The sequence below is a fragment of the Streptomyces sp. NPDC001108 genome (assembly GCF_053598535.1).
Genome location: NZ_JBSFKL010000003.1, coordinates 653,417 through 678,018, shown reverse-complemented (window position 1 = coordinate 678,018; position 24,602 = coordinate 653,417). Strand labels below are relative to the sequence as shown.

The window sequence follows — 24,602 nt, the reverse complement described above, 5'->3', positions numbered from 1 at the left end:
GTTGATAGGCCAGATGTGGAAGCCCGGTGACGGGTGGAGCTGACTGGTACTAATAGGCCGAGGGCTTGTCCTCAGTTGCTCGCGTCCACTGTGTTTGTTCTGAAATAACGAACTGCCGTGTTGTTGTCCGGTTGGTTCAGAATTTCATAGTGTTTCGGTGGTCATTGCGTTAGGGAAACGCCCGGTTACATTCCGAACCCGGAAGCTAAGCCTTTCAGCGCCGATGGTACTGCAGGGGGGACCCTGTGGGAGAGTAGGACGCCGCCGAACTTCTTTTACGGGAAAGCCCCGTGTCCTTTGTGGACACGGGGCTTTTCTGCGTTTACCCCCATTTCCCGGCCGTTGTGGTGGCCGGGGCTCGATTCCGTGTCGGCGTGGATCGATGCCGGACCGACCGGGCGGCGGTGCGTCGGCAGGTCGGTGCGGTCCTGACCGGGCCGGCGCGCGGTTCCTGCCGGGGCTGTGGGAGCCATGAGAGCCCGTCAGAGGCCGCCTCGGACAGCGATTTTGACCATCCCTGAGTTCAGGGTATGCTTTAGCTCGTTGCCGCAGGGCAGCAAGGCCCCAATAGCTCAGTCGGTAGAGCGTCTCCATGGTAAGGAGAAGGTCTGCGGTTCGATTCCGCATTGGGGCTCAGAAGAAAAAGAAAGGCCCCCGCCAGTTGGCGGGGGCCTTTCTCGTTGGTGCTCGAATCTCGTTGATACCCAACCCGGGCTATGCGGCAGGCGGCTCCGGTACCCGCATGGCGAGGATGGCCATGTCGTCCGAGGCGGGCTCGGCGGCGAAGCGCTCCACCGCCCGCAGAATGCGCGCGGCCACCGCACCCGCCGTAAGACCGGTGCAGGTCGCCAGAACGTCCGCCAGGCCGTCGTCGCCCAGCATGCGGGAGCCCTCACGCCGTTCCGTGATGCCGTCGGTGACACAGAGGAGCACGTCGCCGGGGTCGAGGGTGACCGTCTGCTCGTACAGTTCGAGGTCCTCGATGACGCCGAGAAGGGGCTGGGGTTCGGCCGCTGCCTCGACCGAGCCGTCCTGGCGCAGACGCAACGGGAGCGGGTGCCCCGCACAGACCACCTTCAGCAGGGCGCTCCCGTCCTCCTGGGGCCACAGCTCGCCGTACAGCAGGGTCAGGAAGCGGCTGCGGGAGCCCTCGTCGAGGATGGCCGCGTTGAGCCGCTCCAGGACGGCGGGACCGCCGAAGCCCTCGCGGGCCAGCAGCCGCAGCGCATGCCGGGCGAGGCCCGTGACGGCCGCGGCCTGCGGGCCCGTACCGCACACGTCGCCGATGGCGAAGCCGTAGGCGCCGTCACGGATCGGGAACACGTCGTAGAAGTCGCCGCCGACCTCGTTGCCCTCGCCGGCCGCCCGGTAGATGACCTCGATCTCGACGTTGGGGATCTCTGGCAGCCCGGGCGGCAGCAGACTGCGCTGGAGGGACTTGCTGATCGCCATGCGCTCCGAGTAGAGACGGGCGTTGTCCAGCGCCAGCGCGGCACGGCGGGAGAGGTCCTCGGCCAGCTCAAGGATCTCCTGGCGGAAATGGTCGTCGGACGGCTTGCCGAGCGTGAGCATGCCGATGACGCGGTTGCGGGCCACCAGCGGCAGCACGACCGTCTCACCGCCCACGGCGGCCGCGGTGGCCAGCGTCGTACGGACATCGGGGCCGAGCCTGCCCGGTTCGCCGAGCCGACTGTTCTCGGCGAGGCCGAGCGTGCGCATCGAACCGCGCAGCGCCGCCTGGTGCGCGGCCTCGGACGGGGCGGTCCAGACCCGGACCCCGGGGGTCGGCACGGGTTCCGGCGGCGGGATGCGGGAGAGCAGGGCCTTGAGGCCGTCGATGCGGTCCTCGTCCTCGTGGAGAACGTAGGAGAGGTCCGGCTCGGAGACCTGGTCGGCGATCGTGTAGACGGCGCACCAGGTGGCCAGGGTCGGCACCGTCATCTGGGCCATCAGCGCCAGCGTCTGGTCCCGGTCGAGGGTTCCGGCGAGCAGATCGGAGGCTTCCACCAGGAACGACAGCGAGCCGCGGCGGAGCCGCTCCAGTTCGCCGAGGCGGGCCGACTCGACTGCCAGCGCGATCCGGTCGGCGGCGAACTGGAGGCGCAGGGCCTCCTCGTTCGTGTACCGGCCGGCCGCCTCGGCGGCCACCCCGAGCGAGCCCGTGAGCCGGCCCTCGACCTTCAGCGGGACGGTGACGACGGAACGCATGCCGGTGCCCGCGAGGAGCGGCACGGCGCCCGGGACGTTGTCGAGGTCCTCGTGGACGGCGGGCATCCGGGCGGAGCCGTACCGTCCGGTGCCGGCCTCCACCGGCACCCGGGCGAAGCGCTGACGGGCGGAGGGCAGCCCCGTGGTGGCCCGTACCTCCAGCTCCGTCTCGTCGTCCGTGGCCAGCAGGAGGAAGGCGGCGTCGGCGTCGAGCATGTCGCGGGCGCGCTCGACCGTGCGCTGGAGGAGGCCGTCGAGGTCGTCGGGGGCCGGGGAGCCGATGAAGACCTCGAAGGGGTCGGTCTTGCCGCTCTCGGTGGCCGTGTCGGAGACCGGGGCGCGCGGCGGCGACTGGAGCACGGCGCGTTCGTAGTCGCGGACGAGCAGGCAGACCGTCGACGGTTCGCCGTTCGTGTCGCGGATCCTGAGGTGCGAGGCGTAGACGGGGACGATCCGGCCGTCGACATCACGGATCCCGTAACTTCCCTCCCAGCGCGAGAGCCGGAGGGCGTCGGCGATGCCCGTGCTGGTGCCGGGGGTCTGGGGCCAAGCGGTGAAGTCCGTGAACTGCTTTCCGCCGACCTGCTCGGCGGTATGGCCGAAAAGGTATGCCGCGTCCTCGTTCCAGGTGGCGATGGCGTCGCTGCCGTCGATCTGGACGACCGCCACCCGGACCCGCTCGTCGGTGACCGGCAGCATCCCCACGGGGAGCAGCGGGCCGGCCGAGCGGATGCCGACCGGGCGCTCGGGCAGGTCGAGCTGGAACCAGACGTGCTTGCGGGCGGGTGAGTACTCGACGCCCCAGCGGGTGGCGAGCGCCGCGCAGAGCAGCAGCCCGCGACCGCCTTCGCGGTCCGGGCTGCCGAATTCCGGACCGGCTCCCTGGAGCGGGACCTCACGCTCCGGATAGTGGTCGGAGACCTCGATGCGCACACCGTCCTCGGTGCGCAGACAGAGGACGTCCGCGGCGGTGCCCGCGTGGATCACGGCATTGGTGACCAGCTCGCTGGTGAGGACGACCGCGTCGTCGACGACGTCCGTGTAGCCCCATCCCTGGAGGGTGTCGCGCACGAAGGCGCGGGCGGTCGCGACGGAGCGTCCGACCGGTTCGAAGGTGGCGGCCGCACGCGCGGTGATCACAGCACTCCCCATTGGTGTCTCGTCGCTTCCCCGAGTCCTGTGCCCGTTTCTCGCCGCTTCGATACGCCTGCCAGGCTAGACGCTCGTTCCCGGTACCGGGTACACGAGGGGCGAGTTCGGACAGGAGCGAACGGAACGGGCCGCCGACCGGACAAGTGTGGGCTTCCCGGCGGATCGGCGCGGGGCGACGTCCGGAGGTCGCACCCCCGCACAGGCGCACCTGGTACGTTTCAACGATTTGACGTCCCCATGGTCACCCGTCGACGGTGGCTGTGGTGGTGAGCCAAAACAAGAACTGGGCAAGCTCCCAGATACGGCCCGAGCGATACGGTCAACCCCTGCGGGAGGGACACGGTGGAGTCTGGCACGGCGGCGCGGGGCAGGAACACGCGCACAGAAGGCGGACAGTCCGTGAGGAAACAGCGCCATGGAACCATCGACGTCGACGCGGCAGCGCTCAACAGACTGCTGGCGGGTCTGGTGGCGATGCGCGACGGGAATTTCCGCAGGCGTCTGACCGTCTCCGGCGAGGGCGTGATGGCGGAGATCGCCGCGGTCTTCAACGAGGTCGCGGACCGTAATCTGCACCTCACCGGTGAGCTGGCCAGGGTGCGGCGGGTGGTCGGGCGCGAGGGCAAGCTGACCGAGCGGCTGGAGCAGGGTGCCTGCGAGGGCTCCTGGGCCGCCGCGATCGAGGCCTCCAACGAGCTGGTCGACGACCTGGCCCGCCCGGTCTCGGAGGTCGGGCGGGTGCTGTCGGCGGTGGCCGACGGCGATCTCGAGCAGCGGATGGAACTGAGGTCGCACGCCTCCGACGAGACGGTACGGCCGCTGCGCGGCGAGTTCCTGAAGGTCGCCCGTACGGTCAACAGCCTCGTCGACCAGCTGTCCGCGTTCACCGAGCAGGTGACCCGGGTCGCGGTCGAGGTGGGCACCGAGGGCAAGCTGGGCGGCCAGGCCCAGGTGCGCGGGATGTCCGGGTCCTGGAAGGACCTCACGGACTCCGTGAACACCATGGCGCACCGGCTGACGCTGCAGGTGCGGGACATCGCGCTGGTCACGACTGCGGTGGCCAAGGGCGACCTGTCGCGGAAGGTCACCGTCGACGTGGCCGGCGAGATGCTCCAGCTGAAGAACACCGTGAACACGATGGTCGACCAGCTGTCGTCGTTCTCCTCCGAGGTCACGCGGGTCGCCCGCGAGGTGGGTACGGAGGGTGAGCTCGGCGGTCAGGCCGAGGTGCCGGGCGTGGCCGGGGTCTGGAAGGACCTGACCGACTCCGTCAACACGATGGCGGGCAACCTCACCTCCCAGGTGCGCGGGATCGCCGAGGTGACGACGGCGGTCGCCAACGGGGACCTCTCCCAGAAGGTCACGGTGAGCGCGCGCGGCGAGGTCGCGCAGCTCGCCGAGACCATCAACCAGATGACCGCCACGCTGCGGGTCTTCGCCGACGAGGTCACCCGGGTGGCCAGCGAGGTGGGCGGCCAGGGCCGGCTGGGCGGTCAGGCGAAGGTGCCGGGGGCGGCGGGGACCTGGAAGGACCTGACCGACTCGGTGAACACGGTCTTCCGGAACCTGACGACTCAGGTGCGGGACATCGCGCAGGTGACGACGGCGGTCGCCAACGGCGACCTGTCCCAGAAGGTCACCGTGGACGTCGCGGGGGAGATGCTCTCGCTGAAGAACACCGTCAACACGATGGTGGCCCAGCTCCAGGCGTTCGGTTCGGAAGTGACCCGGGTGGCTCGCGAGGTCGGTGTCGAGGGCCGGCTGGGCGGTCAGGCCGAGGTGCCGGGGGCGGCGGGAACGTGGAAGGACCTGACCGACTCGGTGAACGCGGCGTTCCGCAACCTCACGGGGCAGGTGCGGGACATCGCGCAGGTGACGACGGCGGTCGCCAACGGTGACCTGTCCCAGAAGGTCACCGTGGACGTCGCGGGCGAGATGCTGGAGCTGAAGAACACCGTCAACACCATGGTGGCGCAGCTGTCGAGCTTCGCCGACCAGGTGACGCGGATGGCGCGGGACGTGGGTACGGAGGGGCGGCTCGGCGGGCAGGCCCAGGTGGAGGGGGTCTCGGGCACCTGGCGCGAGCTCACCGACTCCGTCAACTTCATGGCCGGCAACCTCACCTCCCAGGTCCGCCAGATCGCCCAGGTGACCACGGCGGTGGCGCGGGGTGACCTGTCGCAGAAGATCGACGTGGACGCGCGCGGGGAGATCCTGGAGCTGAAGAACACCATCAACACGATGGTCGACCAGCTCTCCGCCTTCGCCGAGCAGGTGACCAGGGTCGCCCGGGAGGTCGGCACCGACGGTCGGCTGGGCGGCCAGGCGCAGGTACCGGGTGTTGCCGGGGTGTGGCGTGACCTGACCGATTCGGTGAACGGTATGGCGGGGAACCTGACCGCTCAGGTCCGTAACATCGCGCAGGTTGCCACGGCGGTGGCGCGGGGTGATCTGTCGCAGAAGATCGACGTGGACGCGCGCGGGGAGATCCTGGAGCTGAAGAACACCATCAACACGATGGTCGACCAGCTCTCGAACTTCGCGGAGCAGGTGACGAGGGTCGCCCGCGAGGTCGGCACGGAGGGCATGCTCGGTGGTCAGGCCGAGGTGCAGGGGGTGTCCGGTACGTGGAAGGACCTGACCCAGTCCGTCAACCGGATGGCGAACAACCTGACCATCCAGGTCCGCAACATCGCAGAGGTCACCACCGCGGTCGCCAACGGCGACCTCTCCAAGAAGATCACCGTCGATGCCAGGGGCGAGATCCTCGAACTGGTCACGACCGTCAACACGATGGTCGACCAACTGCTCAACTTCGCCGACGAAGTGACGCGTGTGGCGCGCGAGGTGGGTACGGAGGGCATCCTCGGGGGCCAGGCACGGGTGCCGGGGGCGACCGGCATCTGGAAGGACCTGAGCGACAACGTCAACCTGATGGCCAGCAACCTGACCAGTCAGGTGCGGAACATCTCCCGGGTCTCCTCGGCGGTCGCCAACGGCGATCTGCGCAAGAAGGTCACGGTCAAGGCGCGCGGCGAGGTCGCCGAACTCGCCGACACCGTCAACACGATGGTCACCACGCTGTCGTCGTTCGCGGACGAGGTGACGCGGGTCGCCCGTGAGGTGGGTACGGAGGGCGAGCTGGGCGGCCAGGCGCGGGTGCCCGGGGTCTCCGGGACGTGGAAGGACCTCACCGAGTCGGTGAACTCGATGGCGTCGAATCTGACCGGACAGGTGCGCCAGATCGCCACGGTCACCACCGCCATCGCCAAGGGCGACCTCACCAAGAAGATCGACATCGATGCCCGGGGCGAGATCCTGGAGTTGAAGAACACGATCAACACGATGGTCGACCAGCTGTCGAGCTTCGCGGAGCAGGTGACCCGGGTCGCCCGCGAGGTGGGCACGGAGGGGCAGCTGGGCGGTCAGGCACGGGTCAGGGACGTCGACGGCACCTGGCGCGATCTCACCGAGTCGGTGAACGAGATGGCCGGGAACCTCACCCGTCAGGTGCGGGCCATCGCGGCCGTGGCCACCGCCGTGACCCGGGGCGATCTCAATCTGAAGATCGACGTGGACTCGGCCGGTGAGATCCAGGCACTCCAGGACAACATCAACACCATGATCGCCAACCTCCGCGACACCACGGCGACCAACAAGGAACAGGACTGGCTCAAGGGCAACCTCGCCCGGATCTCCGGCCTGATGCAGGGCCGCCGCGACCTGGACGACGTGGCCTCGCTGATCATGAGCGAGCTCACCCCGGTCGTCTCCGCCCAGCACGGCGCGTTCTTCCTGGCCATGCCGACCGGCGACACCGGGGTGGGCGCGGACAGCGAGGAGGAGGGCTCGTACGAGCTCCGGATGCGGGGCAGCTACGGCTATTCGGCGGGCTCGATGCCGACCTCGTTCCGGCCCGGCGAGACGCTCATCGGTACGGCCGCAGAGGAGAAGCGGACCATCCAGGTGGACAACGTGCCGCCGGGGTACCTGAAGATCGCCTCCGGACTGGGGGAGGCGCCGCCCGCGCATGTGATCGTGCTGCCGGTCCTCTTCGAGGGGAAGGTGCTGGGCGTGATCGAGCTGGCGTCGTTCCAGCCGTTCACCCACATCCAGCGCGATTTCCTCAACCAGCTCGCCGAAATGATCGCGACGAGCGTCAACACCATCAGCGTCAATACGAAGACCGAGAAACTCCTCGAACAGTCGCAGGAACTGGCCGTGCAATTGCGGGACCGCTCGCAGGAGTTGGAGAACCGGCAGAAGGCGCTGCAGGCATCCAACGCGGAACTGGAGGACAAGGCCGAACTGCTGGCCCGGCAGAACCGCGACATCGAGGTCAAGAACACCGAGATCGAAGAGGCCCGGCAGATCCTGGAGGAGCGCGCCGAGCAGCTCGCGGTCTCGATGCGCTACAAGTCCGAGTTCCTGGCCAATATGTCGCACGAGCTGCGTACGCCGCTGAACTCGCTGCTCATCCTGGCGAAGCTGCTCGCGGACAACGCCGAGGGAAATCTCTCGCCGAAGCAGGTGGAATTCGCCGAGACGATCCACGGGGCCGGTTCCGACCTGCTCCAGCTGATCAATGACATTCTCGATCTGACGAAGGTCGAGGCGGGCAAGATGGACGTCAGCCTGACCCGGATCGCGCTGGTCCAGCTGGTGGACTACGTGGAGGCGACATTCCGGCCGCTGACCGCGGAGAAGGGGCTCGACTTCTCCGTACGGGTGTCTCCGGAACTGCCCGCGACGCTGCGCACGGATGAACAGCGGCTGTTGCAGGTGCTGCGGAATCTGCTCTCCAACGCGGTGAAATTCACCGACAGCGGGACGGTGGAGCTGGTGATCCGGCTCGCCAACGAGGACGTGCCGCACGCCATCCGGGAGCAGCTCCTGGAGGCCGGTTCGCTGCAGGACGCGAGCGCCGATCTGATGGCGTTCTCGGTCACCGACACCGGTATCGGGATCGCGTCCAGCAAGATGCTGGTGATCTTCGAGGCGTTCAAGCAGGCGGACGGCACGACCAGCCGCAAGTACGGGGGCACGGGGCTCGGGCTGTCCATCAGCCGGGAGATCGCCCGGCTGCTGGGCGGCGAGATCCACGCGGCGAGCGAACCGGGCCGCGGCTCGACGTTCACGCTGTATCTGCCGCTGCACCCGCGGGAGTTGCCGCAGCCGGGCTACCCGCAGTCCGGTGAGACGGGCGGGGAAGGGCTGCCGCCGGAGACCGGCGCGGCCGTCGAGCCGGCGGCCCCGTCCTCCGGTTCGGGCGCGGCCGGCGTCTCCGGGCTGATGCGGCGCCGCCGCAAGAGCCTGGAGAGCGCGGAGCGTCGGCCGGCCCTGCCGTCGCCGTCGAGGGGAGCGGCGCCGTCGGCACCGCAGGAGCCCTGGGAGCTCGCCCCGCAGGAGGAGCCCGAGGCGCGCCGGACGTTCGGTTTCCGCGGCGAGAAGGTGCTCATCGTCGACGACGACATCCGCAACGTCTTCGCGCTCACCAGCGTGCTCGAACAGCACGGCCTCACGGTGCTCTACGCGGAGAACGGGCGGGTCGGGATCGAGGTCCTGGAGCAGCACGACGACGTCGCGGTCGTCCTGATGGACATCATGATGCCGGAGATGGACGGCTACGCCACGACGACGGCGATCCGTCGGATGCCGCAGTTCGCCGGGTTGCCGATCGTCGCGTTGACGGCGAAGGCGATGAAGGGTGACCGGGAGAAGGCGATCGAATCCGGCGCCTCCGACTATGTCACCAAGCCCGTCGACCCTGATCACCTTCTTTCCGTAATGGAGCAGTGGATGCATGGGAAGTGATCATTTACTGGGCGAATCACGATGAGTTGCTGATCGACTGTGCCCGCACGGGTGTGAGAAGGCGCTGGACGGGGAACCTTCTGGTCCCCCACCGCGTTTCTGCTGTGTGCACAGTGACATCGCGGTGACAGGGTGTGGCGACGGGCGGGGTGCGGCTACCATGACCGGCACAAGGACGGACGGCGCAACGGAGTCGTCCCCTGGGGCGGCGCCCGGTGCATTTCCGGGGCGAGGAGGACGGGCCATGGTGCAGAAGGCCAAGATCCTCCTGGTCGATGACCGACCGGAGAATCTGCTGGCGCTGGAGGCCATTCTCTCCGCGCTCGATCAGACCCTGGTCCGGGCATCGTCAGGGGAGGAGGCGCTCAAAGCGCTGCTCACGGACGATTTCGCGGTCATTCTGCTGGACGTGCAGATGCCGGGCATGGACGGTTTCGAGACCGCCGCGCACATCAAGCGGCGGGAACGGACCCGCGACATCCCGATCATCTTCCTCACCGCGATCAACCACGGTCCGCACCACACCTTCCGGGGTTACGCGGCCGGCGCGGTGGACTACATCTCGAAGCCGTTCGACCCCTGGGTGCTGCGGGCCAAGGTCTCGGTCTTCGTCGAGCTGTACATGAAGAACTGCCAGCTGCGCGAGCAGGCGGCGCTGCTCCGGCTCCAGCTGGAGGGCGACGGAGGCGATCCGGGCCGGGACAAGGAGCCCACGGGGCTGCTCGCCGAGCTCTCGGCACGGCTCGCGGCCGTCGAGGAGCAGGCCGAGGCGCTCTCCAAACAGCTCGACGACGAGTCGGCGGACGCCGCTGCGGTGGCGACCGCCGCCCATCTGGAGCGCAAGCTGACCGGGCTGCGCCGGGCGCTCGACGCCCTGGAGCCCGGAACCGGCAGCAGCGCGGCGGCGATGCCCTCGTAACGGGCCGTCATGGGGCCGACGGCCCCTGTGGCCACGCGATTCCCGGCCGAGGGCGGGGCGATCGTCGGGCCCCGGCCCAACTGCCCTCCGCCCGCGACTGTTCGGCGGACCGGTGATCCGGCGTCCGGCGGTGAACGGGCGTCAGTTCGCGTCCTCCGCACGGCGACACGAACGGGTGAAGCGGTGGTCGCACGTGTTAACGGCCATCAACACCGGTAATCTCGGCACCATGGCCTCACGTACGTCCGGCAAGGGTTCCCAGGGCACGGCGGGCACCGCGAAGAGCGCCGGCCGTAGCGCGGGGCCGGCCAAGAAAGCCGCGCCCGCGAAGAAGGCGGCGGCGAAGAAGACCGCGCCCGCGAAGAAAGCCCCCGCCCGGAAGACGGCGGCGAAGAAGGCGGCCCCGCCCCCGCCCGCCCCGTCACCCACCAGCGGCGTCTACCGCATGGCCCGCGCCGTCTGGCTCGGCACCGCCCACGCCGTCGGCGCGATGTTCCGCGGCATAGGGCGTGGAGCCAAGGGGCTCGACCCGGCGCACCGCAAGGACGGCCTCGCGCTGCTGCTCCTCGGCCTCGCGCTGATCGTCGCCGCGGGCACCTGGTCGAATCTGCGGGGGCCCGTGGGCGACCTCGTGGAGATGCTCGTCACCGGTGCCTTCGGCCGGCTCGACCTCCTCGTACCGATACTGCTCGGCGTCATCGCCGTACGGCTGATCCGCCACCCCGAGAGGCCGGAGGCCAACGGCCGCATCGTGATCGGGCTCTCCGCGCTGGTCGTCGGGGTGCTCGGCCAGGTCCACGTCGCCTGCGGGTCGCCCGGCCGGGAGGACGGCACCACGGCGATGCAGAACGCGGGCGGGCTCATCGGCTGGGCGGCCTCCAAGCCGCTGGTCCACACGATGGGCGAGGTCCTCGCCGTACCGCTGCTGCTGCTGCTCACCGTCTTCGGGCTGCTCGTCGTCACCGCGACGCCGGTCAACGCGATCCCGCAGCGGCTGCGGCTGCTCGGCACGAAGCTCGGCCTCATCCATCCGGAGTACGACCCCGAGGCGGACGAGGAGAGCGACGACGAGCGCTACGAGGAGCAGTGGCGCGAGGCGCTGCCCGCCCGCTCCCGCCGCTCCCCGGCGCGCCGCTCCGAGGCACCCGCCGAGTACGACCCCGAGCAGGCCGAGGCCGAGGCGCTCTCCAAGCGCCGCCGACCGCGCAGGCCCGCCGCGCAGCCGGTGGCCAACCGCACCATGGACGCGGTGGACGTGGCGGCGGCCGCGGCGGCGGCCCTCGACGGGGCGGTGCTCAACGGCATGCCCCCCTCGCCGATCGTCGCCGACCTCACGCAGGGGGTCGCCGTCGAGCGCGAGCGCCGGGCCACCCCGCTGCCGGCCGCCAGGGAGGCCGAGCCCGGCACGGGCCCCGGCCAGGGCGACCGGGCCGGGAAGACGGCGGCGTCCTCGGGCAGCGTGCCCGACCTGACCAAGACCGTGCCGGACTCGCAGTCCCAGCCGCTGCCCGCCCGCGCCGAGCAGCTCCAGCTCTCCGGGGACATCACCTACGCGCTGCCCTCGCTCGACCTGCTGGAGCGCGGCGGCCCCGGAAAGACCCGCAGCGCCGCCAACGACACCATCGTCGCCGCGTTGACCAATGTCTTCACCGAGTTCAAGGTCGACGCCGCCGTCACCGGATTCACCCGCGGTCCGACGGTCACCCGCTACGAGGTCGAGCTCGGCCCCGCCGTGAAGGTCGAGCGGATCACCGCGCTCGCCAAGAACATCGCCTACGCCGTCGCCAGCCCCGACGTACGGATCATCTCCCCGATCCCCGGCAAGTCCGCGGTCGGCATCGAGATCCCCAACACGGACCGGGAGATGGTCAACCTCGGTGACGTGCTGCGCCTCGCGGACGCGGCGGAGGACGACCACCCGATGCTGGTGGCGCTCGGCAAGGACGTCGAGGGCGGCTATGTGATGGCCAACCTGGCGAAGATGCCGCACGTGCTGGTGGCCGGTGCGACCGGCTCCGGGAAGTCGTCCTGCATCAACTGCCTGATCACCTCGATCATGGTGCGGGCGACCCCGGAGGACGTCCGGATGGTGCTGGTCGACCCGAAGCGCGTCGAGCTCACCGCGTACGAGGGCATCCCGCACCTGATCACGCCGATCATCACCAACCCCAAGCGCGCCGCCGAGGCGCTCCAGTGGGTCGTGCGCGAGATGGACCTCCGGTACGACGACCTCGCCGCGTTCGGGTACCGGCACATCGACGACTTCAACCAGGCCGTCCGCAAGGGCAAGGTCAAACCGCCCGAGGGCAGCGAGCGCGAGCTCTCCCCGTACCCGTACCTGCTGGTGATCGTCGACGAGCTCGCCGACCTGATGATGGTGGCCCCGCGCGACGTGGAGGACGCCATCGTGCGGATCACCCAGTTGGCCCGCGCCGCCGGTATCCACCTGGTGCTGGCGACCCAGCGGCCCTCGGTCGACGTCGTCACCGGGCTGATCAAGGCGAACGTGCCCTCCCGGCTGGCGTTCGCGACCTCCTCGCTGGCCGACAGCCGGGTCATCCTCGACCAGCCCGGCGCCGAGAAGCTCATCGGGAAGGGCGACGGCCTGTTCCTGCCGATGGGGGCGAACAAACCCACCCGTATGCAGGGCGCCTTCGTCACCGAGGAGGAGGTCGCCGCCATCGTCCAGCACTGCAAGGACCAGATGGCACCGGTCTTCCGCGAGGACGTGGTGGTCGGCACCGCCAAGAAGAAGGAGATCGACGAGGAGATCGGCGACGACCTGGACCTGCTCTGCCAGGCCGCCGAGCTGGTCGTCTCCACGCAGTTCGGTTCCACCTCGATGCTCCAGCGCAAACTCCGCGTCGGCTTCGCGAAGGCCGGCCGGCTGATGGACCTGATGGAGTCACGCAACATCGTCGGACCGAGCGAAGGTTCGAAGGCCCGCGACGTCCTCGTGAAACCCGACGAGCTGGACGGGGTGTTGGCGCTCATCCGCGGGGAAGCCGCTCCGTAAGGGGTGCTCCTCGATCCCCGACGGGGAGCACAGGCCACCTCTCAGGTGAAGACGGGCAACCCTTTGGCCGGGTCGTACGTCAACCTGGAGGGAGGGGCGGCAGAATTGTCCCTCCCGGAACGGCCCGGGGAATCGGACGGTGTTCGATTCCAATGGAGGGCACAGTGCCTCCTCCCGGTTGCCCCACCCTTTCGCTACCCACCTAGACTGAACACCCAGCAGGTGGCTCACGCTCGAAAGGCGCCCCCGTGTCCATCGGCAACTCCCCCGAAGACGACCGGCCTTCGATCGGTCGAGCGCTCCAGCAGGCTCGTATCGCCGCAGGTCTCACGGTCGAAGAGATCAGCTCGTCCACCCGGGTGCGCATCCCCATCGTGCACGCGATCGAGGAGGACGACTTCTCCCGCTGCGGCGGCGACGTGTACGCCCGCGGCCATGTCCGAATCCTGGCGCGTGCCGTCGGCCTCGACGCGGACCAGCTGGTCGCGCAGTACGACGCGGAGCACGGCGGCCGTCCCGCGCCCACGCCCGCGGCCCCGCTGTTCGAGGCCGAACGCATCCGCTCCGAACCCCGCCGGCCGAACTGGACGGCGGCCATGGTCGCCGCGATCGTCGCCGTCGTCGGATTCGTCGGCTTCACGGCCCTGAAGGGAGGTGACGACACCCCCTCGTCCACCCAGCTCGCGGAAGGGTCGACGCCCAACACGAAGACCCCCGCGCCCAAGACCCACAAGCCCGCCGACCCCAAGCCGGCCCCGTCCGACAGCGCCATCGCCGCCGCTCCCCGGGACAAGGTGACGGTGCGGCTCGACGCCACCCGGGGCAAGAGCTGGATCTCGGCCAAGGACCACAACGGCCGGTCGCTCTTCGACGGACTGCTGCTCCAGGGCCAGACCAAGACCTTCCAGGACCAGGAGCGGGTCGACCTCGTCCTCGGCGACGCCGGCTCGATCGAGCTCTTCGTGAACGGCAAGAAGGTCGAGGACACGTTCCAGCCGGGCCAGGTCGAGCGGCTCTCGTACACCAAGGGCGACCCTGCGGTCGGCTGATCCGTACACGCAGCGTTTCCCCGCACGGCGACGACGTCACGGCGAGCGCCCGGCAATCCGCCGGGCGCTCGCCGCGTTCGTCACCCGGTGTGACGGGGGAACCCTGCGCGGCAGGTCGAGTGCCGGGACAAAGTAGTCTTGAGCCCATGCCCGAACGCCGTACCGTCGCCCTTGTCACTCTTGGCTGCGCCCGTAACGAGGTGGACTCGGAGGAGCTCGCAGGCCGCTTGGCAGCGGACGGCTGGGAGCTCGTCCAGGACGCCGCCGACGCGGATGTCGCCGTGGTCAACACCTGTGGATTCGTCGAGGCCGCCAAAAAGGACTCCGTCGACGCCCTCCTCGAAGCAAATGATCTGAAGGACCACGGCAGGACCCAGGCCGTGGTCGCCGTCGGCTGCATGGCCGAGCGCTACGGGAAGGACCTCGCCGAGGCACTCCCCGAGGCGGACGGCGTCCTCGGCTTCGACGACTACGCCGACATCTCCGACCGCCTCCAGACCATCCTCAGCGGCGGCATCCACGCCGCGCACACCCCGCGCGACCGCCGCAAGCTGCTGCCGATCAGCCCGGCCGAGCGGCAGGACGCCTCCGTGGCCCTGCCCGGCCACGCCCAGGAGGCCGCGCCCGCCCCCGAGGACCTCCCCGAGGGCGTGGCCCCGGTCTCCGGCCCGCGGGCACCGCTGCGCCGGCGGCTGGGCACCAGCCCCGTCGCCTCGGTGAAGCTCGCCTCCGGCTGCGACCGCCGCTGCTCCTTCTGCGCCATCCCGTCCTTCCGGGGCTCCTTCATCTCCCGGCGTCCCTCCGACGTGCTCCAGGAGACCCGCTGGCTGGCCGAGCAGGGCGTCAAGGAGGTCATGCTCGTCTCCGAGAACAACACCTCGTACGGCAAGGACCTCGGCGACATCCGCCTGCTGGAGACGCTGCTGCCGGAGCTCGCCGACGTCGAGGGCATCGAGCGGATCAGGGTCAGCTACCTCCAGCCGGCCGAGATGCGCCCCGGCCTGATCGACGTGCTGACCTCGACGCCGAAGGTCGCGCCCTACTTCGACCTGTCCTTCCAGCACTCCGCCCCCGGGGTGCTGCGCGCGATGCGGCGCTTCGGTGACACCGACCGGTTCCTGGAGCTGCTGGACACCATCCGGAGCAAGGCGCCCGAGGCCGGTGCGCGCTCCAACTTCATCGTGGGCTTCCCCGGCGAGACCGAGGCCGACGTGGCGGAGCTGGAACGCTTCCTCACCGGCGCCCGGCTCGACGCCATCGGCGTTTTCGGCTACTCCGACGAGGAGGGCACCGAGGCGGCCGGCTACGAGAACAAGCTGGACGAGGACGTGGTCGCCGAGCGGCTGGCGCACATCTCGCAGCTGGCCGAGGAGCTGACCTCGCAGCGCGCCGAGGAGCGCATCGGCGAGACGCTCCAGGTGCTCGTGGAGTCCGTGGACGACGAGGACGGCGCGGTGGGCCGTGCGGCGCACCAGGCGCCCGAGACGGACGGCCAGGTGCTCTTCACGACACGCGAGGGCCTGGTCCCCGGCCTTATGGTCGAGGCGAAGGTCGTGAGCGCCGAAGGAGTGGACCTCGTGGCCGAATGTTCCGGACGGGTGGAGGCGGCCAGATGACGGGAGTCCCGGCATCCGCGGCAGGCGGCTCCGGCGCGAAGCCGGTCCGCGGCGGCAAACTGGGTGCTGCGGCCGTCAATCAGGCCAGTCTGTGGAACATCGCCAACCTGCTCACCATGGTGCGGCTGGTGCTGGTCCCCGGCTTCGTGCTGCTGCTGCTGCACAACGGCGGGTACGACCCGGTCTGGCGGTCCTTCGCCTGGGCGGCCTTCGCCATAGCGATGATCACCGACCTGTTCGACGGCCACCTGGCGCGGACGTACAACCTGGTCACCGACTTCGGCAAGATCGCCGACCCGATAGCCGACAAGGCGATCATGGGTGCGGCGCTGATCTGCCTCTCCTACCTCGGTGACCTGCCCTGGTGGGTCACGGGAGTGATCCTCTTCCGCGAGCTCGGCATCACGGTGATGCGTTTCTGGGTGATCAGACACGGGGTGATTCCGGCCAGCCGCGGCGGCAAGATGAAGACCCTGGCCCAGGGGATCGCCGTCGGGATGTACGTTCTGGCACTGACCGGACCGCTCGCCACACTGCGCTTCTGGGTGATGGCGGTGGCCGTCCTGCTGACGGTGCTCACCGGGCTCGACTACGTGCGCCAGGCGGTCGTCCTGCGCCGCAGGGGGCTCGCCGCCGAGCGGGCCGCCGAGGGGCGCGCTCCGGCGGAGTCCGAGCGGTGACGACCGCCGCCGGGGTGCTGGCGCTGCTCGGGGAGCGGGGCGAGAGCCTCGCCGTCGCCGAGTCTCTGACCGGCGGCCTGGTCGCGGCGGAGCTGACGTCCGTGCCGGGTTCCTCGCGGTCCTTCCGGGGCTCCGTGACGGCGTACGCGACGCCGCTGAAGCGGGACGTCCTGGGAGTGGACGGAGCTCTGCTGGCGGAGCGCGGTGCGGTCGACCCGGAGGTGGCGCGGCAGATGGCAGCCGGTGTGCGGCGCGTCCTGGGCGCGGACTGGGGCGTGGCGACGACGGGGGTCGCGGGCCCCGATCCGCAGGACGGCAAGGCGGTGGGCACGGTGTACGTGGCGGTCGCCGGACCGGGCGGCGCGGAGAATATCGCCGCGCTGCGGTTGAACGGCGGCCGGGCGGACATTCGTAGAGAGAGTGTGCGAAGCGCACTCACGCTGCTTTCGGCGGAACTCGGCAAGAACGCAAGGGCACAGGATACGGAAGAGAACGGGGGGAATTGATGTTTGCAGCCCTGAGTGAACACGACATCGCTCCCCGCACGGCCGCCGCGCGAGGCGGTACGGTGGGGCGTGAAGGATGCGGCTACGCGGTCCGAGGAGGGAGCCACCGATGATTCTGCTCCGTCGCCTGCTTGGTGACGTGCTGCGTCGGCAGCGCCAGCGCCAAGGCCGTACTCTGCGCGAAGTCTCCTCGTCCGCCCGAGTCTCGCTCGGCTATCTCTCCGAGGTGGAGCGGGGGCAGAAGGAGGCATCCTCCGAACTGCTCTCCGCCATTTGCGACGCGCTTGACGTACGGATGTCCGAGCTCATGCGTGAAGTGAGCGATGAGCTGTCGCTGGCCGAACTGGCCGAGTCGGCAGCAGCCAGCGATCCGGTCCCCGTGCCGGTGCGGCCCATGCTCAATTCCGTCTCCGTGACCTCGGTGGCCGGTGTGCCGTCGGGGCGGGTGACCATCAAGGCGCCCGCGGAAGCGGTGGATGTCGTCGCCGCCTGACCTTTTCGGTCCGGTGGGCAGTGGAAGCCCCGGTCGTCCCCGAAGGACGGCCGGGGCTTCCATGCGTCCGGCGGGCGCCCGTGCTCCTCGGGATGCGTTCGATCCTCCCGGGACGGGACGGAACCGTTCTGGATGCGGCGCGGGGGCTGTCGGGTGAGACTGCTGGGGAGCCGGAACACCGGCTCGGTCGGACCGCGGTCCGGCGCGCCGGGACCTCTGGCGGGCGTGCGCCGGCCCCGGGTCGCGCCGGTGGGACGCCTCTGCGCCCTCCCGCCGGGTGGGCCTGCCGCACCAGGGTCTGACGTCGCCCGGCGGGAGGCGGTGCGACGACGGTCCCTGGGCTCGGCCGGAGGAGGCAGCCATCATGGTGCGGCGATGGGGGCCGGCGCTCGTGTGCGGCGGGGTGTGGTGGTGGGCCGTGCTGCGGCTCGTGCTGGACCCGGCGGATACGGGGCTCGTCGAGGGCGCGGTGGTGGCGGGCGGCTGGGGGCTGAGCCTGCTGCCGGTGCACGTGGCCGCGTCCGCCGGGGCCGCGCGGCCGGGAACGGGCGGTCGGTGGGGGTCCGGGGTGTTGCGGGGCGCCGAGCGGGCGCTGCGGGCCGCTCGGGGGCGGGGTGCGGAGCTGGACGTGGACGTACGAGGGCCGGACGTGGACGTACGAGGGCCGGACGGGGCCGTCGAGGGGCGGGGCGCGGGCAGGGGTGCCGGGGGGCGGGGGACGGACCGGGTGCTGCGGGCTACCAGGGCATGGCTACGCCGCCGTTCGGGCGGAGGATCTGGCCGGTCATGAAGGCCGAGGCGTCCGATGCCAGGTGGAGCACGGTATGGGCCACGTCCTCCGGTTCGCCCACCCGCCCGAGCGGTGAGAGCCGCGCCATCGTCGCCTCCACCCGCTGCTGCTGCCCGGAGTCGTGGCGGGCGGTCATGGGCGTACGGATCCAGCCCGGGGCGACGGCGTTGACCCGGATCGCGTGCGGCCCCAGCTCGGTCGCGAGGGTCTTCGTCAGCTGGACGACCGCCGCCTTGGCGACGCTGTAGCAGAACAGGCCGGGACCGGAGGAGTCGACGGCGCCCGAGGCCATCGTGATCAGTGAGCCGGGGGCGGCCCGTTCGATCATGGAGCGGGCCACTTCCTGGCAGGCGTACAGGACGCCCTTGAAGTTGACCGCGAGGACGCGGTCGAGGTCCTGGTCCGAGGTCTCCAGGACGCTGCTCGTGTGCATGATCCCGGCGACGGCCGCCAGGATGTCGACGGCGCCCGCCGACGCCACCGCCGCCCGGACCTGGTCGCGGTCGGTGACATCGAGGACATGGACGTGGACGCGCGCCGTGCCGTCCGCCCCGGTGATCAGCCGCCGGGTCTCCCGCAGCCCCGTCTCGTCGGTGTCCGCGCAGTGCACGTCGGCACCCGCGGCCGCCAGCAGGACGGCGCAGGCCCGGCCGATGCCGCCCGCCGCACCGGTGACGAACGCGGAGCGGCCGGTGAGGTCGTACGCGGCGCGGCTCGGGGGAGGGGGCGTGGAGCGGGCTGCGGGCGGGGGCGTGGGAGGGGGCATGACCGGACCGTACGACCGGATCTGATGGCCCGTCAACTAGGGGGTGGGGCCCGACTGGCAGCGGGGGCACCAGTAGGTGGGGCGGCCGTTCTGGTCCGCGACGCGGACGGGGGTGCCGCAGCGCAGGCAGGGGCGGCCGGCCCTGCCGTAGACCCAGAGCCGTTCCCGGGGGGCGGGGCCGCGGTGGGCCGGGGCGGTGGTGATGCGTACGGGGCGGTCGCGGTTGGCGTCGAGGAGCTGCTGGGCCGTCGCGACCAGCCGAGGGGCGACGGGGTCGGGCAGTTCGCCGACGGGGAGCCAGGGGGTGACGCGGGCCAGGAAGCAGAGCTCGGCCTTGTACACGTTGCCGATTCCGGCGAGATTGCGCTGGTCCAGCAGGGCCTCGCCGAGCGGGCGGGTGGGCTCGGCGAGCAGATTGCGCAGGGCGGTCGCGGCGTCCCAGTCGGGGCCGAGCAGATCGGGGCCGAGCGGGCCGACCGCCTTCTCCTCGTCCCGGGTGCGGAGCAGTTCGAGCACGGGCAGCCGGTAGCCGACCGCGGTCTGTTCCGCGTTGCCGAGGATGGCGCGGATCTGGTGGGCGGGGCCGCCGCGCCACCGCTCGGCCGGGCCGTAGACGCGCCAGGCGCCGTCCATCCGGAGGTGGCTGTGCAGCGTGAGGCCGCCCTCGACGCGCAGGAGGAGGTGCTTGCCGCGCGGGACCACGCCCAGCACGGTCCGGCCGGTGAGGTCGGCGGTGGCGAACCGGGGCACGCGCAGGTCGCACCGGGTGAGCGTCCGGCCGGCGAGCGCGGTGTGCAGACGTCCTGCCGTCCGCAGGACGGTGTCTCCTTCGGGCATGCCTCCATGATGCGGGCGGGGAGGAGGGCCGCGACCTCTGTACGGGTCAGGCGCGCAGGCGCAGCCCTCTCGGTGTGGCCAGGAAACCGGCCGCCTCCAGCGTGCGGCCGATCGGGGAGGTCAAGGAGGGGGCGCCGTTGGCACGCTCCACCGTGACCGTGCCGAGGGCGCCGGACCGGGCGGCCGCAGCCAGTGCCCCGGCGGCGGCGAGGAGCGCGGGGTCGTCCGGATCGGCGCCCCAGGCGAGCAACGTCTTGCCGCCGCGCTCCATGTACATCGTCAGCTCGCCGTCGACCAGCACCACCAGGGCGCCCGCCTTGCGGCCGGGCTTGTGCGAGGCGCCGTCCGGTGGCTCCGGCCAGGGCAGGGCGGCCCCGTACGCGTTGGCCGGGTCGGCGGCGGCGAGGACCAGGGCCTGGGGGGCCGCGCCCGGCTCCCGGCGGTCGCGGGCGGTGGACGCGGCACGCAGCCGGTCCACCGCGCCGTCCATCGCGAACTGCGCGGCCCCCAGCCCCTCGACCACGTAGCCGCGCCGGGCCTGCCCGTTGTCCTCGAAGGCGGACAGGACGCGGTACATCGCGGAGAAGCCGCCTTCGACCCCCTCGGCCTGGACCGCGCCGCGGGTCACCACGCCGTGGCGGTCGAGAAGCGTGCGGGCCAGGGCGTGGGCGCGGTGCGTGGGCTCGGGCTCGGCGGCGGGCAGCAGGGACCAGCGGCCCGAGACGGTCGGCGGGCCGGTGCGCGAGGCGGGCCGGGCGGAGGTGAGCGAACCGTACCGGCCGCGCGGGACGCTGCGTCTGGCGCGGTGGGCCGTCGACCCCGCCGTCCGGCCGGAGCCCAGCAGGGAGCGCAGAGGGGCGAGCGTGTCGTTGGTGAGCCGACCCGACCAGGCCAGCTCCCAGACCGCGTCGGCCAGTTGCGGATCGGTGCAGTCCGGGTGGGTGGTGGCCCGGACCTGGTCGGCGATCTGCCGGAAGAACAGGCCGTATCCGCCGCTCAGAGCGGTCAGTACGGACGCGTGCAACGCGCTGAGCTCCAGCGGGTGCGGGGGCGGCAGGAGCAGCGGGGCGCTGTCGGCCGGGTAGAGGGCGAGCCAGCCGTCCTTGCCGGGAAGGGCGCCCGCACCGGCCCAGACGACCTCGCCGGTGGTGGTCAGCTCGTCGAGCAGTGCGGGGGTGTAGTCCCTGACCCGGCCCGGCAGGACCAGCTTCTCCAGCGCCGACGCCGGGACCGCCGCCCCCTGCAACTGCTCGACGGCGCGGGCCAGCCCGTCGATGCCGCGCAGGCTGTTGCCGCCGAGATGCTGCCACTGGGGAAGGAACCCGGCGAGGGCGGCGGGCGGGACCGGCTCCAGCTCGTGGCGGAGCGCGGCGAGCGAACGGCGGCGCAACCGGCGCAGCACGTCGGCGTCGCACCACTCCTGGCCGATCCCCGCGGGGTGGAACTCGCCCTGGACGACCCGCCCGGTCCCGGAGAGCCGTTGCAGCGCCCCGTCGGTGACCGCGGTGCCGAGACCGAAGCGGGCGGCGGCTCCGGCGGACGTGAACGGGCCGTGCGTACGGGCGTAGCGGGACAGGAGGTCGCCCAGCGGGTCCTTCACGGGCTCGGTGAACGCCTCGGGGACGCCGACCGGGAGGGCGGTCCCCAGGGCGTCCCGCAGCCGGCCCGCGTCCTCGATCGCGGCCCAGTGGTCCGCCCCGGCGATCCGGACCCGGATCGCCCGGCGGGCCGTGGCCAGCTCCGGAGCCCAGGACGGCAGGGCGCCGCGCTCGGCCAGCTCCTGGTCGGTGAGCGGGCCGAGGACCCGGAGCAGGTCGGCGACGCCCTCGGCGTCCTTGATCCGGCGGTCCTCGGTCAGCCACTGGAGCTCCCGCTCCAGCTCCGTCAGTACCTCCGCGTCGAGCAGCTCGCGCAGCTCCGCCCGGCCGAGGAGCTCGGCGAGGAGGTGGGAGTCCAGGGAGAGGGCGGCGGCCCGCCGCTCGGCCAGCGGCGAGTCGCCCTCGTACAGGAACTGGGCGACGTAACCGAACAGGAGCGAACGGGCGAAGGGGGACGGCTCCGGGGTGGTCACCTCGACCAGCCGGACCCGGCGCGCTTCGAGATCGCCCATGAGCTCCGTGAGCCCGGGAACGTCGAAGACGTCCTGGAGGCATTCGCGGACCGCTTCCAGGACGATCGGGAACGAGCCGAACTCCGAAGCCACCTGGAGGAGTTGAGAGGCGCGCTGGCGCTGCTGCCACAGCGGGGTGCGCTTTCCGGGGCTGCGGCGCGGCAGCAGCAGGGCGCGGGCCGCGCACTCGCGGAACCGGGAGGCGAACAGGGCCGAGCCGCCGACCTGGTCGGTGACGATCTGTTCGATGTCGCCCTGGTCGAAGGTCACGTCGGCGGCACCGACCGGCGGTTGCTCGCTGTCGAACGAGAAGGCCGGTGACGGGGGCTCGGCCGTTCCCTGGTCCGCGTCCCGGGGATCGAGGTCCAGGAGGTCCAGCCCCATGAGGTCGGCGTCGGGCAGCCGGAGCACGATGCCGTCGTCGGCGTGCATCACCTGCGCGTCCAGACCGTAGCGCTCGGCGAGGCGGGCGCCCAGCGCGAGCGCCCACGGGGCGTGGACCTGCGCGCCGAACGGGGAATGGACCACGACCCGCCAGTCACCCAGCTCGTCGCGGAAACGCTCGACGAGGATGGTCCGGTCGTCCGGCACATGACCACAGGCCCGGCGCTGCTCGTCGAGGTACGACAGGGTGTTGTCGGCGGCCCAGGTGTCGAGACCGGCGGCGAGCAGCCTCGCCCGCGCCTCCTCGGGCGGCAGCCCGCCGATCTCGCGGAGGAACGCCCCCAGGGCGCGCCCCAGCTCCAGCGGACGGCCCAGCTGGTCGCCCTTCCAGAACGGCAGCCGCCCGGGAACACCGGGAGCGGGCGACACCAGGACCCGGTCGCGGGTGATGTCCTCGATCCGCCACGAGGTGGTGCCGAGCGTGAAGACGTCGCCGACCCGGGACTCGTAGACCATCTCCTCGTCGAGCTCGCCGACCCGCCCGCCGCCCTTCTTCGGGTCGGCGCCGGCGAGGAAGACCCCGAAGAGCCCCCGGTCGGGAATGGTCCCTCCGGAGGTGACGGCGAGCCGCTGCGCGCCGGGGCGCCCCGTGACCGTACCGGCCACCCGGTCCCAGACCACGCGCGGCCGCAGTTCGGCGAAGGCGTCGGAAGGGTAGCGACCGGCCAGCATGTCGAGCACGGCGGTGAACGCGGACTCGGGCAGCGAGGCGAAGGGCGCGGCGCGGCGGACCGTCGCCAGCAGCTCGTCCACCTGCCAGCTGTCCAGGGCGACCATGGCGACCAGCTGCTGGGCCAGCACGTCCAGCGGGTTGGCCGGGACGCGGAGCGCCTCGATGGCCCCCTCGCGCATCCGCTCGGTGACCACGGCCGACTGCACCAGGTCGCCCCGGTACTTCGGGAAGACCACGCCGGTGGAGACCGCGCCGACCTGATGCCCGGCCCGGCCCACCCGTTGCAGGCCGGAGGCGACCGACGGCGGTGACTCCACCTGGATCACGAGGTCCACCGCCCCCATGTCGATGCCCAGCTCCAGGCTCGACGTGGCGACGACGGCCGGCAGCCGGCCCGCCTTCAGGTCCTCCTCGACCTGGGCGCGCTGCTCCTTGGAGACCGAGCCGTGATGGGCACGGGCGAGCAGCGCGGGGGCGCCCTTCGCCGCACCGGACTCGGCCATGAGCTCGGCGGGGGAGTGGGACTCGGCCAGCGGCTCGCCGGTGAGCCGTTCGTACGCGATCTCGTTGAGGCGGTTGCACAGCCGTTCGGCGAGGCGGCGGGAGTTGGCGAAGACGATTGTGGAGCGGTGCTTCTGGACGAGATCGACGATCCGTTCCTCGACATGGGGCCAGATCGACGGCTTGTCCGCCTGTGCCGCCTGGTCGGGCCCGGTGGCGGGCGAGCCGCCGAGCTCTCCCAGGTCCTCGACCGGCACGACCACCGACAGGTCGAACCGCTTCGTGGACGGCGGCTGGACGATCTCCACCCTGCGCCGGGGGGAGAGGAAGCGCGCCACCTCGTCGACCGGGCGGACCGTCGCCGACAGGCCGATCCGCCGCGCGGGGCGGGGCAGCAGCTCGTCGAGACGCTCCAGGGAGACCGCGAGATGGGCGCCGCGCTTCGTGCCCGCCACGGCGTGCACCTCGTCGAGGATCACCGTCTCGACCCCGGACAGCGCCTCCCGGGCCGAGGAGGTCAGCATCAGGAACAGCGATTCGGGTGTGGTGATCAGGATGTCCGGCGGACGGGTCGCCATCGAGCGGCGCTCGGCGGCCGGGGTGTCCCCGGAGCGGATGCCCACCCGAACCTCCGGCTCGGGCAGCCCGAGCCGCACCGACTCCTGGCGGATACCGGTCAGCGGGGAACGGAGATTCCGCTCGACATCGACCGCGAGCGCCTTGAGGGGCGAGACGTACAGGACCCGGCAGCGCTTCTTCGTCTCGGCCGGCGGCGGTACGGACGCCAGCGCGTCGAGCGAGGCGAGGAACGCGGCGAGGGTCTTGCCGGACCCGGTCGGCGCGACGACCAGCACGTCCGAGCCCTCGGAGATCGCACGCCAGGCGCCCTCCTGCGCGGGGGTGGGCGCGCTGAAGGCCCCCGCGAACCAGCCGCGGGTCGCGGGGGAGAACGAATCGAGTGCGGAACCGGCCATGCCCCCCATCGTGCACCCCGCCACTGACAACGGCCCCGACCGTCCTCGGCGACC

The 24,602-nt window shown here is 71.3% G+C and carries 12 protein-coding genes, 1 tRNA gene, 1 rRNA gene and 1 pseudogene; 11 read left to right on the top strand and 4 right to left on the bottom strand.

The genetic code is table 11. The features are described 5' to 3' along the window. Window positions 1-153 precede the first annotated feature (153 nt). A 5S ribosomal RNA gene (rrf, locus tag ACWC97_RS11445) occupies window positions 154-270 on the top strand. Between the two features lie 291 nt (window positions 271-561). Next, window positions 562-634 (top strand) — tRNA-Thr (locus ACWC97_RS11440). Window positions 635-714: 80 nt separating this feature from the next. On the opposite strand, the gene ACWC97_RS11435 is transcribed toward ACWC97_RS11440, so the two are convergent. After that, complete coding sequence (locus ACWC97_RS11435) at window positions 715-3,360, bottom strand: SpoIIE family protein phosphatase (RefSeq protein WP_352279591.1); 2,646 nt, start codon at window positions 3,358-3,360, stop codon at window positions 715-717. 399 nt (window positions 3,361-3,759) lie between these two features. Here ACWC97_RS11435 and ACWC97_RS11430 point away from each other — a divergent pair, with 399 nt between their 5' ends. The 9 genes and pseudogenes from ACWC97_RS11430 to ACWC97_RS11390 all read left to right on the top strand — a co-directional run. Then, on the top strand, window positions 3,760-9,174 hold the full coding sequence (locus ACWC97_RS11430) for a HAMP domain-containing protein (protein WP_450648790.1): 5,415 nt from the start codon (window positions 3,760-3,762) through the stop codon (window positions 9,172-9,174). A 244-nt stretch (window positions 9,175-9,418) separates the two neighbouring features. Next, complete coding sequence (locus tag ACWC97_RS11425; RefSeq protein WP_450648788.1) at window positions 9,419-10,093, top strand: response regulator; 675 nt, start codon at window positions 9,419-9,421, stop codon at window positions 10,091-10,093. A 229-nt stretch (window positions 10,094-10,322) separates the two neighbouring features. Further along, entirely contained in the window at window positions 10,323-13,109 is a 2,787-nt protein-coding gene (locus ACWC97_RS11420) for a DNA translocase FtsK (RefSeq protein WP_450648787.1), read from the top strand. Window positions 13,110-13,357: 248 nt separating this feature from the next. Beyond that, on the top strand, window positions 13,358-14,158 hold the full coding sequence (locus tag ACWC97_RS11415) for a helix-turn-helix domain-containing protein (protein WP_352279585.1): 801 nt from the start codon (window positions 13,358-13,360) through the stop codon (window positions 14,156-14,158). A 146-nt stretch (window positions 14,159-14,304) separates the two neighbouring features. Beyond that, window positions 14,305-15,774, top strand: coding sequence for a 30S ribosomal protein S12 methylthiotransferase RimO (gene rimO / locus ACWC97_RS11410; protein WP_352279583.1), 1,470 nt, complete (start codon window positions 14,305-14,307; stop codon window positions 15,772-15,774). Then, complete coding sequence (gene pgsA, locus ACWC97_RS11405) at window positions 15,771-16,454, top strand: CDP-diacylglycerol--glycerol-3-phosphate 3-phosphatidyltransferase (RefSeq protein ID WP_450648785.1); 684 nt, start codon at window positions 15,771-15,773, stop codon at window positions 16,452-16,454. Before rimO ends, pgsA begins: the two co-directional genes overlap by 4 nt. Next, window positions 16,451-16,960, top strand: coding sequence for a CinA family protein (locus ACWC97_RS11400; protein WP_352279580.1), 510 nt, complete (start codon window positions 16,451-16,453; stop codon window positions 16,958-16,960). The genes pgsA and ACWC97_RS11400 overlap by 4 nt, the downstream gene beginning before the upstream one ends. A gap of 109 nt (window positions 16,961-17,069) precedes the next feature. Continuing rightward, window positions 17,070-17,453: a helix-turn-helix domain-containing protein gene (locus ACWC97_RS11395; protein WP_014048702.1), complete on the top strand. Its 384-nt coding sequence runs from the start codon at window positions 17,070-17,072 to the stop codon at window positions 17,451-17,453. A 364-nt stretch (window positions 17,454-17,817) separates the two neighbouring features. Continuing rightward, window positions 17,818-18,051: pseudogene (locus ACWC97_RS11390) on the top strand (hypothetical protein); the annotation flags it as partial. 139 nt (window positions 18,052-18,190) lie between these two features. On the opposite strand, the gene ACWC97_RS11385 reads toward ACWC97_RS11390, so the two are convergent. The 3 genes from ACWC97_RS11385 to ACWC97_RS11375 are packed head-to-tail and all read right to left on the bottom strand — an operon-like array spanning window position 18,191 to window position 24,548. Continuing rightward, a complete protein-coding gene (locus ACWC97_RS11385; RefSeq protein ID WP_450648783.1) occupies window positions 18,191-19,009 on the bottom strand; it encodes an SDR family NAD(P)-dependent oxidoreductase in 819 nt (272 codons plus the stop codon). A 36-nt stretch (window positions 19,010-19,045) separates the two neighbouring features. After that, entirely contained in the window at window positions 19,046-19,846 is an 801-nt protein-coding gene (locus ACWC97_RS11380; protein ID WP_450648781.1) for a DNA-formamidopyrimidine glycosylase family protein, read from the bottom strand. A 46-nt stretch (window positions 19,847-19,892) separates the two neighbouring features. Continuing rightward, entirely contained in the window at window positions 19,893-24,548 is a 4,656-nt protein-coding gene (locus tag ACWC97_RS11375; protein WP_450648780.1) for a DEAD/DEAH box helicase, read from the bottom strand. Window positions 24,549-24,602: the final 54 nt, after the last annotated feature.